Source organism: Dokdonella sp. (assembly GCF_039926425.1).
In the GTDB taxonomy this organism is placed as follows: domain Bacteria; phylum Pseudomonadota; class Gammaproteobacteria; order Xanthomonadales; family Rhodanobacteraceae; genus Dokdonella_A.
The window spans coordinates 1-12,956 of the sequence record NZ_JBDSWZ010000306.1 but is presented as its reverse complement, the minus strand read 5'-3'; the positions used below and the strand labels follow the sequence as shown (position 1 = coordinate 12,956).

At 64.9% G+C, this 12,956-nt stretch carries 12 protein-coding genes and 1 pseudogene; 11 read left to right on the top strand and 2 right to left on the bottom strand.

From position 1 onward, the window contains the following. The coding region (locus ABIV12_RS17065; RefSeq protein WP_348061573.1) for a heme biosynthesis protein HemY at positions 1–900 on the top strand (900 nt) is incomplete at its 5' end. Positions 901–1,142: 242 nt separating this feature from the next. Here the strand turns inward: ABIV12_RS17065 and ABIV12_RS17060 are convergent. After that, positions 1,143–1,706: a DUF2845 domain-containing protein gene (locus tag ABIV12_RS17060; protein WP_348061571.1), complete on the bottom strand. Its 564-nt coding sequence runs from the start codon at positions 1,704–1,706 to the stop codon at positions 1,143–1,145. Positions 1,707–1,893: 187 nt separating this feature from the next. On the opposite strand from ABIV12_RS17060, the gene ABIV12_RS17055 reads away from it, so the two are divergent. From ABIV12_RS17055 to ABIV12_RS17030, 6 genes are all read left to right on the top strand, one after another. Beyond that, positions 1,894–2,334, top strand: a complete 441-nt coding sequence (locus tag ABIV12_RS17055) for a hotdog fold thioesterase (RefSeq protein ID WP_348061569.1) — start codon at positions 1,894–1,896, stop codon at positions 2,332–2,334. After that, positions 2,331–3,299 carry a serine/threonine protein kinase gene (locus tag ABIV12_RS17050; RefSeq protein ID WP_348061567.1) on the top strand — a complete coding sequence of 323 codons (969 nt, stop codon included), beginning with the start codon at positions 2,331–2,333 and terminating at the stop codon, positions 3,297–3,299. The genes ABIV12_RS17055 and ABIV12_RS17050 overlap by 4 nt, the downstream gene beginning before the upstream one ends. Positions 3,300–3,360: 61 nt before the next feature. After that, positions 3,361–4,161, top strand: a complete 801-nt coding sequence (locus ABIV12_RS17045) for a lysophospholipid acyltransferase family protein (protein ID WP_348061559.1) — start codon at positions 3,361–3,363, stop codon at positions 4,159–4,161. Positions 4,162–4,207: 46 nt separating this feature from the next. Continuing rightward, the gene (locus tag ABIV12_RS17040; RefSeq protein WP_348061575.1) at positions 4,208–5,197 is read left to right on the top strand and encodes an alpha/beta fold hydrolase; all 990 of its coding nucleotides are present in this window, start codon (positions 4,208–4,210) and stop codon (positions 5,195–5,197) included. A gap of 128 nt (positions 5,198–5,325) precedes the next feature. After that, entirely contained in the window at positions 5,326–7,407 is a 2,082-nt protein-coding gene (locus ABIV12_RS17035; RefSeq protein ID WP_348061557.1) for a tetratricopeptide repeat protein, read from the top strand. 92 nt (positions 7,408–7,499) lie between these two features. Continuing rightward, complete coding sequence (locus ABIV12_RS17030) at positions 7,500–8,807, top strand: aspartyl/asparaginyl beta-hydroxylase domain-containing protein (protein WP_348061555.1); 1,308 nt, start codon at positions 7,500–7,502, stop codon at positions 8,805–8,807. 46 nt (positions 8,808–8,853) lie between these two features. On the opposite strand, the gene ABIV12_RS17025 is transcribed toward ABIV12_RS17030, so the two are convergent. Then, positions 8,854–9,645 (bottom strand): undecaprenyl-diphosphate phosphatase, encoded by a 792-nt coding sequence (locus ABIV12_RS17025; RefSeq protein WP_348061553.1) that lies wholly within the window; start codon positions 9,643–9,645, stop codon positions 8,854–8,856. A 251-nt stretch (positions 9,646–9,896) separates the two neighbouring features. Here ABIV12_RS17025 and glnA point away from each other — a divergent pair, with 251 nt between their 5' ends. The 4 genes and pseudogenes from glnA to ABIV12_RS17005 all read left to right on the top strand — a co-directional run. Next, entirely contained in the window at positions 9,897–11,306 is a 1,410-nt protein-coding gene (gene glnA, locus ABIV12_RS17020) for a type I glutamate--ammonia ligase (protein WP_348061551.1), read from the top strand. A 331-nt stretch (positions 11,307–11,637) separates the two neighbouring features. Further along, complete coding sequence (locus ABIV12_RS17015) at positions 11,638–12,396, top strand: TorF family putative porin (protein WP_348061549.1); 759 nt, start codon at positions 11,638–11,640, stop codon at positions 12,394–12,396. A 26-nt stretch (positions 12,397–12,422) separates the two neighbouring features. Beyond that, positions 12,423–12,761: a P-II family nitrogen regulator gene (locus ABIV12_RS17010; RefSeq protein ID WP_348061546.1), complete on the top strand. Its 339-nt coding sequence runs from the start codon at positions 12,423–12,425 to the stop codon at positions 12,759–12,761. 13 nt (positions 12,762–12,774) lie between these two features. Continuing rightward, positions 12,775–12,956 (top strand): annotated as a pseudogene (locus ABIV12_RS17005) (ammonia channel protein); the annotation flags it as partial.

Here is a 12,956-nt window from a genome sequence, read left to right as displayed (position 1 = left end):
CGCGCCGCGCACGAGCGCGGCGCCGCCGATCGCGCGGTGCAGGCGCTCGACGACATTGGTCCGGGTGGGACGCGTGCGGCGGACGCCATGCGTGCGCGCATCCTCGTTGAAGAGGGGCGCGACGCGGAAGCGCTGGCGTTGCTGAAGTCGAAATCGGCGGCAAACGGCTTGTCGCTGCGCGGTTCGCATCTGCTGATCGACAGCGCACTGGCGACCGGCGACACGCAGGCCGCACTCGACGAACTGCCGGTGCTCGCGCGCAGCCAGTCGCTGACTCCGGATGCGCAGGCGGCGCTCGAGGCGCGCGTTCTTGCTGCCGCGATGTCGGCGGCGCCGGACGCGGTGCGTCTCAATGCGCTGTGGAGCGCGGCCAGCCGCGCCCATCGTCGCCGTGTCGACCTCGTCGCAGCCTTTGCTCGACGCTCGGCAACTCTGGGCCAGACCCTTGCAGCCATGGACGAGATCGAATCGGGTCAGCGGCGCGACTGGAGCGATGATCTCGCGACGGTCTATGGCGAACTCGGATCGGCGGAACTGCCGGCCCGGATCCAGAAAGCCGAAGGATGGCTGACGATCGCGCCAAACAGTGCTCCGCTGCTGCTCACGATCGGACGTCTGTACGCCCAGCAGTCGCAGTGGGGAAAAGCCGAGGAAGCGCTCGAACGCGGGCTTGGCTTGGCCCAGTCGCCGCAAGGTTGGGAATGGCTGGGCGAATGCCGAAAGGGCGAGGGAGATCTCGCCGGAGCCACGACCTGCTACGCCAACGCGTTGCACCTCGCGCGCGGCGAATCGACGATGCCCCTTGGCGCGCGCCAGCTGCGTGGCCCACTGGACACGCGGCCGATCGCGTTCGAAGAGCGCAGCGAGCATGGCGTGCCGAGATTGCCGGGCGCGAAGTAGCGCCTTGCTCGCTATCGGGCGACCTCCTTGCTGACTTCAGGCGGCGCCCCGCTTCGCCGTTTGGATATCTTCCCCCGCTGCGCGCGGACGGAATCGCGATGGCGGATTTTGTGGGAGCGGCTTCAGCCGCGATGCTTTTTTTTTGTTGCACGATCACGAGCATCGCGGCTGAATCCGCTCCCACCAAGCTCCCGAGCGCACTGACAGAGGATGCGCTGTGTGAGGCAGGTCTCCTGTGCGGCTCAGCGACGCGCGCGATCGATCCCGCTCACGTTGCCGTGTTCGAGTTGCACGACACGCACGAAGACGTCGTCGCTGTCATCGTAAATCCATTCCTCGCGGCGCTGGTCGATCCACTGTTCCACGCCACGAACGGGACGCCGAACGACCGTGTCGTTGCGGATGCGCCGTGATACGGGTTCGCCACAGCGGGCGACAAGCTCGCCGCTGCTGAGTCCGTCGAGCAGGCGAGGGCAGTTTTCTCCGAGCGCATCGAATCCGTAGCCCAGCGTCTCCTCGCGCAGCATGCGGCCGTCGCGAAACACGAACCGGCGCATCAACTGTCGCGGACCGAAGTTGTAGTACCAGACATCGAACTGCACGTCCGTTTGGCGTTCGATCGGCGTGCGGGCGCCGACGATCTCGACGTTGGTGTAGCGGTCGGTCCAGAACGGTTCGCCGCAGCGGTCGCGCACCTGGAAATCCTGGTCGCCTTCGCCGACCAGGCGGTTTCCGCAGCGCATCGCGTGCACGCCGGAGCTTGCGAGCAGGAGCAACAGGAATGGCACCGCCACCAATGGACGCATGAGGCCTCGCAATGCCGAAGACACGACTCACAGACAACGGAGCGGGGCCGCGGTTCCGCCGCCTTCGCTCGCGCCGAAGAATCGCACGGAAGCGGGCACGCGTTCCATCCTCGAGCCTCCATTCCATCGCGTCCGGACGGTCTGTGCTGCCTTGCTATAGTCCCGATCCCATCCGTCGGAGCGTCGAATGAGTATCTGGAAGCAGGACACGGACCTCGACCGCATCAATGCGTGGAACCGCCATTCGCTGGTCGAGCATCTCGGCATGCACGTCGCGGAGATCGGCGACGATTTCATTCGCGGCACGATGCCGGTCGACGAGCGCACGCGCCAGCCGTTCGGCCTGTTGCACGGCGGCGCTTCCGTGGCGCTCGCCGAGTCGCTCGGCAGCGTTGCGGGAAACCTGTGCATCGAGCCGTCGGACATGGCGGTCGGCCTGGAGATCAACGCGAACCATGTGCGCGCGGCGACGAGCGGCGTGGTGACCGGCACCGCACGTCCCCAACATCTGGGTCGCACCACCCAGGTGTGGGAGATCCGCATCGAGGACGAGCAGGCTCGGCTCGTCTGCATCTCGCGCCTGACGCTTGCCGTGGTGCCGCGTCCGAAACCCAAACTGGCCGGATGAAAGCGCCGCGCGTGAACGGAGCGCCCTACGAGACGCTGTCGCCGGACGTTGTACTCGATGCGGTGGACGCCGCCGGTTTCGACAGCGATGGCCGCCTGCTCGCGCTCGCCAGCTACGAGAACCGCGTTTATCAGGTCGGAGTCGAGGACGGCACGCCGCTCGTCGCCAAGTTCTATCGTCCAGGTCGATGGAGCGATGCTGCGATCAACGAGGAGCACGCGTTCGCGCTGGAACTCGCCGAGGCCGAGCTGCCGATGGTCGCGCCTCTGGTCATCGACGGTGAAACCCTGTTGCGGCATGCGGGGTTTCGCTACGCGCTGTATCCGCGTCGCGGCGGGCGCGCGCCGGAACTCGAATCGGTCGACAACCTGCAGTGGATGGGGCGTCTGCTGGCGCGCATGCATGGCGTTGGTGCGCGTTCGCGCTTTCGCGAACGCGGCGCGATCGACACGGAGACCTTCATCCACGATGCCGCGAGGGCGGTCCTCGCGTCTGGCTTGTTGCCGGCCCGACTGGAAGACCCCTATCGGGTGCGGACTGCAGCGATTGCGTCGACGATCGACGCGATCTTCGCAGAGCGCGAGCCGATCTCGCGCATCCGCCTGCACGGCGATTGTCATGGCGGCAACGTGCTGTGGACGGATACTGGCCCGCACTTCGTCGACCTCGATGACGCCCGATCCGGACCCGCAGTGCAGGATCTGTGGATGCTCGCGCCGTCGCCGCGCGCACTCGACGCGCTGCTGGAAGGGTATGGCGAATTTCGCGATTTCGACCCGCGCGAACTCGGACTGATCGAACCGCTGCGCGTGATGCGCCAGGTCCACTGGGCCGGCTGGGTCGCCGCGCGCTGGCAGGACCCGGCGTTCCCGCGCGCATTCGCGCACGTCGGCGAGGCACGCTGGTGGGAGCAGCACCTCAATGATCTGATCGAGGCGCAGGCGTCCTTGCTGGACGACGACTGACCCATCGACGCGATGTCCGCGGCCACGCGGAGGAACGCATCGGATACCATGCAGGCCTTCGATGAATGACTCCGCCGAAACCCTCGTGCCCCCAACCGCCGATCGGTGGCGTCCGCTGCGCTACGCGATCCGTGCGCCGCTGCTGGTGCTGCTCGCGCTGGTGTCCGGTCCGCTCGCTCTTCTTGCGCTGAACCCGGTCGCTGCAAGCATCCGTGTGGGCGATGCGTCACTGGAAAAATTCATGATCCGCTGGTGGTCCGGCACATTGGTGCGCATCTTCGGATTTCGGATCCGCCGTTTTGGCCAGCCGTTGCCCGGTGCGGTGCTGTACGTCGCCAACCACGTCTCGTGGCTCGACATCCAGCTGATGCACAGCCAGCGGCCGGTGAGTTTCGTCGCGAAGAGCGAGATTGCCGGTTGGCCGTTCCTGGGCTGGCTGGCCGCGCGCGCCGGGACGATCTTCCACCGTCGAGGCAACACCGATTCCCTCGCCATCGTGATGGCGAGGGTGGTCGACACGCTGAAGTCCGGGGAGCCGGTCGGTGTATTTCCCGAAGGCGGCAGCGGGCACGGCGATCGCGTCGGTACGTTTCACGCACGCATCTTCCAGACGGCTCTGGATGCCGATGTGCCGGTTCAGCCGGTCGCGCTGCGCTACGGTCGCGACGGCCGCCAGGATCCCGGCGTTCCGTTCGGACGCAAGGAGAGCTTTTTCGGAAATCTGCTGCGCGTGCTTGGCGGACCCTCGCTCGATGCAGAGGTCCATTTCCTGGAGCCGGTCGCACCGACGCCCGATGCGCGGCGACGCATGGCGGAGGAAAGCCGCGCGCGCATCGTGCAGACGCTGGGTTATGGCGATTGACGAAATCGCCGCACGTCCGCTGAACGAACCGGGCACGACTGCAGGAATGCGGGGTTCGGATTTCAAGCCACCGCGGATCCTGCGCAATCCGCACGTTCAATCGGTGCTCGCATCGAGTGGGCTGCGGCGCTGGCTCGGCGGGCGTCGCCGCGCAGCGATCGAACGCGCCGCCACCGAGCACCTGCTCGACTGCGGCGACGGCGTGCGGCTGCAGGGTTTTCTCAACCGGCAACAGGTTCGTGGACAGGCGCGAGGCCTGATCGTTCTGCTGCACGGCTGGGAAGGCAGCGCGCGTTCTGCGTACCTGCTCAACACCGGCGCGCGCATGCTTGAGGAAGGCTTCGATGTCTTCCGGCTCAACTTTCGCGACCACGGCGACACGCACCACCTCAACCCGGAGCTGTTCCACTCGGGCCGTCTGGACGAAGTGGTCGGTGCGGTGTGTGCGATCCAGCGGGAATTCGCGCCGGCAGCGCTCGCAATTGCAGGGTTTTCGCTGGGCGGAAATTTCGCGTTGCGCATTGCGTTGCGTGCGCCAGATGCCGGCATTGCGCTGGCTTACGCACTGGCGGTGTGCCCGGTGATCAGTCCCGCCGCAGGACTGTTCGGCCTCGAAGCAGGTCCATGGCTCTACAAGACCTACTTCCTGCGCAAATGGCGCGGTTCGCTCCGGCGCAAGCGCGATCTGTTTCCCGAACGCGACTGGTTTTCCGCCGACGACATGGCAGGGAGCCTGCACCAGCTCACAAGTTCGCTGGTGCGCCGTCACACGGACTACGGATCGCTGGAGGATTATCTGGACGTCTATTCGATCGCGGGTGATCGGCTGAGCGGACTTCGTGTGCCCGCGACGATCCTCGCGGCAGCGGACGACCCGGTCATTCCAATCGGGGATTTTCGCGCGCTGACGCTGCCGCCGCAGGTCGAGCTCGACATTGCCACGCGCGGCGGCCACTGCGGATTCATCGACACGCTGTCGCTGCACAGCTTCACCGATGATTACATTGCCGAACGGATGCTTGCCCACGTCCATTAGCGCCTGCGCGCGCCGACGGTCGGAGGTGGAAGCCCGGGCCGGCCGGATGCGGCATAATTTGCGGTCCGCCTTGTTCGCCGCGACGCGCAGCGTCGCTGTCAGGCCCCGCATCGACTGAACGCCTTCCCATGCTCAAAGAATCCATCGATCTCCATCGCCAGGGCCGCTTCGACGAGGCCGAGAAAGGCTATCGCGAGCAACTCGCCGATCACCCGGACGACGTCGATGCGCTGCACCTGCTTGGCATGTTGCGTCATCAACTCAATGACGCGGGTGAAGGAAACCGGTTGCTGGCGCGTGCGCATGCACTCTCACCTGACAATCCTGCAATCGAGTTGAGCCTGGCGTCGCTCGCGTTTCGCGATGGCGATCACGACACTGCCTCGAAAGGGTTTGCGCGCGCGTTGAAGCTCGATCCGAATCTTGCGGGTGCGCATGCCGGCGCCGGGCAGATCGCGCTGCTGCAGGGTCAGTCCGCGCTGGCCGAAGAACATTTCAGGATTGCCCTGCGCGCGGACGAAGAGCCACATGCACTTGCCGGGCTTGGCGCGCTGATGCTCGAGCGGGGCGACCTTGAAGCCGCGCTGCGCCATATCGGCCGCGCAGCGGATCTCGCTCCACATGACGCATTGATCCAGATGCAACTGGGTGAGGCATTTTCGCGTCGCGATACGCCGGCGTTTGCGGAGCAGGCGTATCTCAATGCGCTGCGACTTCGGCCGTCGCTGCATCACGCGCGTCACAAACTTGCGTCGTTGCTCATCAAGACGCGCCGCATCGCCGAAGCACAGGCGCATCATCGCGAACTGCTCGATGTTCCCGAATTCGCAGTGCTCGCGCATCTCGGTCTGGGTGACGCGGCGCGTGTGGAAAATCGCTTCGATGACGCGGCCGCCTCCTACCGCGCGGCGCTGGCGATCGAGCCAACACACGTGGTGGCGACGAAAGCGCTCGCATGGTCCCTTGCGCAGTCCGGACGGACCGACGACGCGATCGCGGCCTACGACGACGCGGTCGTGCGATTGCCCCACGACGAAGAGCTCAAAAGCGCGCGCGCCGATCTGCTGACCCTGGTGGGACGGTTGCCCGATGCGGGCCGAGGCTGGGACGAACTGGTCAAGCTCAATCCGGCCAACCTGTTCGCGCGCGGGCGTCTCGCAATGGTCGCCGAGTATCTCGGTGACACGGGCGCGGCGCAGGCGCACGCGGGACTCGTGCTCGCCGCGCGCGACGACGCGGAAATGCTGCTGATCCGAATTCGTGGGCTGCTGCGTGGCGGTGATCTCGACAATGCAAGCGCTGCCCTGGACGTGCTCGGTCGCTATCCGTCGCTCAGTCCGGGGCAGACATCGTTGCGCTGGAATTACCTCGGGCGCCTGCATGATCGACGCGCAGAGCCGGTCGACGCGGTACGCTGTTTCAGTGAGGCGCAAAAAGGATATGAGGTGTCGCTGCCGCCGCTGGCCGATCCGCGGCCCGAACTCAACGCGGCGCTGACGGAAGGCGTCGGCGCGGCGTGGCCACTCGCACCGGTGTTGCTGCTGGGAACGCCGGGCAGCGGAGTCGAGCGGATTGCCGCGTTGCTCGCGGATCAGCCGCAGCTGATCGTGTTGCGGGATCGCATTGGCACGATGTTGCGGGATGATGATTTCAGCCAGCCGCGCTTTCCTCTTTACAGCGGCGCGCTCGGCGAAGAGGATCGCGCCGCGCTGCGCGAACGCTACCTCGCGCCGCTGTACGCCGCGGGCATTGCGCCCGATCGGCCGATCGTCGACTGGTTGCCGCGCTGGGACGCGCACCTGCTGGCACTGGTCCGTCGCGCCATGCCGGGTACGCGCTTGTTGATCGTCGAGCGTGATCCGCGCGATGCGCTGATCAACTGGCTTGCATTTGGCTGGGCGCCCGGGTTTCCGTGTGCCGATCCGGACTCGGCGGCGGATTGGCTGCAGCGCGCCCGAATGCACCTGCAGGTGGGTCATGACCTCGACCAGCCCCATCGACTCGTCGTTGGGGCCGATCCGCTGCTCGACGGTCAGCCGGACGCCGGCGACGAGGTGGCTCGTTTCCTCGGCATCGAGCCGCTGTCGCATGGCGTGCAGCTCGCCGCGATGATGACGGGTCTCGGTGGGCTGCCTGTGCGTTTTCCGGCTGGCCACTGGAAAAACTATCGGGATGCGCTGGCGCCGGCGTTTGCGAAGCTGATGGTCTGAGAACGACGTCGTTGTCCGCCAGCGCGCGGACGGGAAGGGGATCGGCGGCAATTTGCTAGCATGACGGTTGATCTTCACGCGGCGCACCACCCATGACCAGCGACTCACCCTCGGACACGGCAGCGCGCAGCGCGGCGGCACAAGCGTTGGCGGATCAAGGCCGCGTTGTCGAAGCGGAACGCGCCTTCTCCGACCTGCTGCGCGACGTGCCCGACGCGCGCGATGCGTTGAATTTCCTGGCGGTTCGCGCGCACGCAAACCAGCGGCCGGACGAGGCGTTCGAACTGTTCTCGCACGCGGCGCGCGCGCATCCGGACGATGCGGTGATTCTCGCCAATCTCGGAACACTGCAGCGCGAACGTGGCGAGCACGAGGCTGCCGTTGCATCCATGCAGCGCAGTGTGGAACTGGCGCCGCAGTTCCTCGGCACGCGACTGCGCCTTGCTGAGGTGCTGCAGGCACTCGGCCGTCATGCGCAAGCGCTGCCGATGTACTTCGGCGCGATCATGACGGCGCAGCAGCAGGGGCGCTGGCTCAGCGACGCAACCACCGAGGTCGAGCTGCAGCCGCTGGTCAAGCATGCAATGCGCATGGTTGCGGTCGGTCGACGCCATCTGTTCACCGAATTGTTGAAGCCGTTGCGCGAGCGCCACGGGGGCGCCGCGATTGCACGCGTCGAGAAAAGCCTCGCGATCTTTCTGCAGGATCTCCCGGCGGTGTATCCCGATCCGGCGCAGCGTCCGAAATTCCTCTATTTTCCAGACCTGCCGTCGCCGCGATTCTTCGATCGCTCGCTGTTTCCGTGGTACGCCGAGCTGGAATCGCGCACCGCCGTGATCCGCGACGAAATGCGCACGGTTCTGTCGGAAGACAGCGGTTTCGAACCTTTCCTCGGTCATGTCGCCAGTGACGAAATGCTGGGTCAGCATCTGCGCGGCGAACGCGGTCCGCCGGCGTGGAATGCATTTTTTTTCCAGAGGCACGGCGAGCGGCACGAGGCCAACGCGAGGCGCTGCCCGGAAACGGCAGCGGCGCTGGAGGCGACTCCGCTCTGTCGCATCCGTGGCCATGCGCCGGAGTGCTGCTATTCGGTGCTGACGCCGGGGTCGCACATCCTCCCGCACCACGGTGTCACCAATACGCGCGTCGTGACCCATCTTCCGCTGGTCGTGCCGGCAGACTGCGCGCTGGTCGTCGGTGGCGAGAAGCGCGAATGGCAGGAAGGCGTCTGCTTCACGTTCGACGACACCTTCGAACACGAGGCGTGGAACCGCAGCGCCGACACGCGCGTGGTTGTGCTGCTCGATACCTGGAATCCGCATCTCACCGAGATCGAACGCAGTGCGTTGACGGAACTGGTCGGCGCAATCGGTGACTTCAATCGCTCCGCCGGCGTCTGATCGGTTCGTCGCGCACCGCGTTCGCGCGAAGTCTCGCGTGACCGCATTACACCCCGGCGGGTAACGCGACCAGCAGCGCGATGCCGACGACGATGCGATAAATCGCGAATGGCGTGAACCGGTGGGTGCGGATGTAGCCAAGCAGCCAGCGGACAGCGGCAAACGCGGTGACGAGCGACACCACGAACGCGATGCCGAGGGCAGTCCAGTCCTCGTGCACGTCATGGGCCTTGAACGCCTTCAGCAATTCGTAGCCGCTTGCCGCAAACATTGTCGGGATACCGACGAGGAACGCGAACTCGGTCGCCGCCGCGCGGTTGCTGGTGCCGGCAAGCAATGCCACGAAGATCGTCGCAGCGGAGCGCGATGTGCCCGGAAACACCGCGGCGACGACCTGGGCCAGCCCGACCAGCACTGCAACCGTCCAGGTCACTTCGGTTCGATCCGGCTGCCGCGACGCGAACCATTCGGCCACGAGCATCCACACGCCACCCGCGATCAGCGCCCACGCCACCGGGGTGACCGAATCGGGCAGTTTGAAGCCCATCCGCGTGGCGGTGAACCCGAGTGCCGCGGTGATCAGGAACGCCACCGTCAGCTTGCCGGCGTAGTCGCGGTTGGCGGGCTCGCCGAGACCGGTCGCCAGTTGCCACAGCCGCTGCCGGTAAATCAGAACGACCGCGAGGATCGCGCCGGCCTGGATCACCACGTTGAACACATCCGAGCGACGGCCCAGCCAATGCTCGGCAATCAGCAGGTGTCCGGTACTGGACACCGGCAGGAATTCGGTGATGCCTTCGACGATGCCAAGCAGGAGGGGGTCGATCACGGAGTCCATGGCGCACTTGGGGAAAGGAAGGCGAGAAGATGCCACGCGTCGCCAGGCGCGCGGCGTGATTCTAGAAGGGAACCCGGTTCTGCGCGAATGCACCTCAATAGTGCAAAGTGCTCAAGAAGTTTCATGAATATAGTGCAACTAGACACTGCTGGGTTCCGCAAACCATTGATCGATATCATGAAAAAAGAAATCTGTCGGTGGCATGGTGATTGCTATCCTTTCAACCACTTCCTTTTGAGAGATGCCCTCGAATGTCTGCCCAGAACGTGCTCAAGCTGATCAAGGACAACGAAGTCGAATTCATCGACCTGCGCTTCGCCGACCTGCTGGGAAAGCAGCATCACCTGACGTTCCCGTCCGATGCCTGCGACGAATCGCTGTTCGAGGACGGGAAGATGTTCGATGGCTCGTCCATTGCCGGCTGGAAGGGCATCAACGAGTCCGACATGGTGCTGTTGCCGGATCCCGAAACCGCACTCATCGACCCGTTCATGGCCGACAAGACGCTGCTCCTGCAGTGCGACGTGCTGGAGCCGAGCACGATGCAGGCGTATTCACGGGATCCGCGTTCGGTCGCCAAGCGCGGCGAGGCCTATCTGAAATCCACCGGCATTGCCGACACAGCGTTCTTCGGCCCGGAGCCCGAATTCTTCATCTTCGACGCGGTGCGTTACCGCAACGACATGGGCCGGGTGTCCTACGAGGTCGAATCGGAGGAAGCGGCGTGGTCGACCGACAAGTCGTTCGATGGCGGCAATTCCGGTCATCGCGGCGGCGTGAAGGGCGGCTACTTCCCGGTGTCGCCGGTCGATACGTTCCAGGACATGCGCAGCGAGATGTGCAAGGTGCTGCAGCAGCTCGGCCAGGTGGTCGAGGTGCATCACCACGAAGTCGGCAATGCAGGCCAGTGCGAAATCGGCACGCGTTTCAATACGCTGGTGCGCAAGGCGGACGAACTGATCACGATGAAATACGTGGTGAAGAACGTCGCACACCAGAACGGCAAGACCGCGACGTTCATGCCGAAGCCGATCGTTGGCGACAACGGATCAGGCATGCACGTGCACCAATCCCTTGCGAAGAACGGGCAGAACCTGTTCTCCGGTGATCTGTACGGCGGCCTGTCGCAGATGGCCCTCCATTACATCGGCGGCATCTTCAAGCATGCGCGCGCGATCAACGCGTTCTCCAACTCCAGCACCAACAGCTACAAACGCCTCGTGCCGGGCTTCGAGGCGCCGGTGATGCTCGCGTATTCCGCACGCAACCGCTCGGCCAGTTGCCGCATTCCGTTCGTCCACAGCCCGAAAGGCCGTCGCATCGAAGTGCGGTTCCCCGATCCTGTGAATACCGGCTACCTCACGTTCACCGCGCTGATGATGGCCGGGCTCGACGGCATCCTCAACAAGATCGATCCGGGCGCGCCTGCCGACAAGGATCTCTACGACCTTCCGCCGGAAGAGGAAAAGAACATTCCGACGGTCTGTCATTCGCTCGACCAGGCCCTTGAGGCGCTCGACAAGGATCGCGGCTTTCTCAAGGCGGGCGGCGTCTTCACCGACGACCTGATCGACGGCTACATCGCGTTGAAAATGCAGGAGGTCACGCGCTTCCGTGCCGCCACGCATCCGCTCGAGTACCAGATGTATTACTCGATCTGATCACCGCGCCTGCCGCGGATTCGGTGGGCGCACGAACAGGAACGCTGTGCGGCTGATCCGTCGCGCAGCGGATACACCACCTCTGAAGCTGCAATGCCGATGCGGATCCGCGCATCGGCCTCACGTGGAGAAGGCCGGTAACTGACAGTGTGGAGTGGCGTCGCGCAGGAGCGTGACGGATCGGGAGGGTGCCGGTGGTCGGCGTCGACCGCGCAATGCGGCGATCGAGGGGCGATACAGCCTCGCAAGTGAAGGCAGCAGCGAATCCATCAATCGCCTCCGTCGGCGGTGTCGACGGTGCACGACTTCCTATCCGATCGGGAGACATCGCATGAAACGTCACTTCGCCCCACTCGCTCTGATCACCGCGTTGGTCGCCGCCCCGTTGCAGGCACAGGAGGCCGCCGCACTGAGCGGTCCGGCACTGAGCGGCAACCTCAGCGGCGTCAGCGACTATCTCTTCCGCGGAATCTCGCAGACCGGACAGGATCCAGCCCTGCAGGGCGGACTCGAATATGGCAGCGCCGACAGCTGGTACGTCGGCGGTTGGGCCAGCAACGTGAGCTGGTTGTCCGATCTTTCGTCGCCTGACTTCCCGATCTCCAACAGCCTCGAGATCGACCTCTATGCCGGTTGGCGCATTCCGCTCAATGACGCGTGGAAACTCGACCTCGGCCTCTACACGTACTACTACCCCGGCGACTACGCGCACGGCATCACGCGCCCGCACACGACCGAAGGCTACGTCGGACTCAGCTGGTCGATCCTCTCGCTGAAGTACTCGCACGCGTTCACCAACACGTTCGGTTTCACGGACTCGAAGCACAGCGACTATCTCGATCTGTCGGCGAACTGGGAATTCACGCCATCGTGGGTGCTCAACGGCCACGTCGGCCACCAGCGCATCAAGAACACCGACAACGCGAGCTACACCGACTGGAAGGTTGGCATCACGAAAAATCTCGCCAGCGGCTTCGCTGTTGCTCTCGGCTACTACGACACCAACGCCGACGAATCCGCCTACACCAATCCGCACGGCGAGTTTCTCGGCCGCAGCACGGGCGTGCTCAGCGTGACCAAAACGTTCTGATTCCTTCGGATAGCAGGAGAAAACGCATGAAGCTGATTACCGCCATCATCCGGCCGTTCAAGCTGGACGACGTCCGGGACGCGTTGTCACAGGCCGGCGTCACCGGCATCACCGTCACCGAGGTCAAGGGCTACGGCCGACAGAAGGGCCACACCGAGTTGTATCGCGGCGCCGAGTACGTCGTCGATTTCGTGCCGAAGATCAAGATCGAAACCGCCGTGCCCGACGGCAACGTCGACGCGGTCATCGAGGCGATCAGCGATGCCGCGCGGACCGACAAGGTCGGCGACGGCAAGATCTTTGTGACAGCCCTCCACCACGCCGTGCGCATCCGCACCGGCGAGGTGGGCGACGACGCGCTTTGAAGGAGATCATCCGATGAAGACCAAATTTCTACGCTGGGCCGTTCTCGCGGCGAGCTGTGTGTGTCCGTTGCTCGCGTTCGCGCAGGCCGCGGCGCCTGTCCCCGTGCCCAACAAGGGAGATACCGCCTGGATGCTGACGTCGACGGCGCTCGTGCTGTTGATGTCGGTCCCCGCACTCGCGCTTTTCTACGGTGG

What these genes read in the sequence shown, in the direction of transcription:
- ABIV12_RS17030 (WP_348061555.1), top strand. Translation starts at nt 7,500, where the DNA reads ATGACCAGCGACTCACCCTCGGACACGGCAGCGCGCAGCGCGGCGGCA.
- glnA (WP_348061551.1), top strand. Translation starts at nt 9,897, where the DNA reads ATGTCTGCCCAGAACGTGCTCAAGCTGATCAAGGACAACGAAGTCGAA.
- ABIV12_RS17060 (WP_348061571.1), bottom strand. Translation starts at nt 1,706, where the DNA reads ATGCGTCCATTGGTGGCGGTGCCATTCCTGTTGCTCCTGCTCGCAAGC.
- ABIV12_RS17055 (WP_348061569.1), top strand. Translation starts at nt 1,894, where the DNA reads ATGAGTATCTGGAAGCAGGACACGGACCTCGACCGCATCAATGCGTGG.
- ABIV12_RS17045 (WP_348061559.1), top strand. Translation starts at nt 3,361, where the DNA reads ATGAATGACTCCGCCGAAACCCTCGTGCCCCCAACCGCCGATCGGTGG.
- ABIV12_RS17035 (WP_348061557.1), top strand. Translation starts at nt 5,326, where the DNA reads ATGCTCAAAGAATCCATCGATCTCCATCGCCAGGGCCGCTTCGACGAG.
- ABIV12_RS17050 (WP_348061567.1), top strand. Translation starts at nt 2,331, where the DNA reads ATGAAAGCGCCGCGCGTGAACGGAGCGCCCTACGAGACGCTGTCGCCG.
- ABIV12_RS17040 (WP_348061575.1), top strand. Translation starts at nt 4,208, where the DNA reads ATGCGGGGTTCGGATTTCAAGCCACCGCGGATCCTGCGCAATCCGCAC.
- ABIV12_RS17010 (WP_348061546.1), top strand. Translation starts at nt 12,423, where the DNA reads ATGAAGCTGATTACCGCCATCATCCGGCCGTTCAAGCTGGACGACGTC.
- ABIV12_RS17015 (WP_348061549.1), top strand. Translation starts at nt 11,638, where the DNA reads ATGAAACGTCACTTCGCCCCACTCGCTCTGATCACCGCGTTGGTCGCC.
- ABIV12_RS17025 (WP_348061553.1), bottom strand. Translation starts at nt 9,645, where the DNA reads ATGGACTCCGTGATCGACCCCCTCCTGCTTGGCATCGTCGAAGGCATC.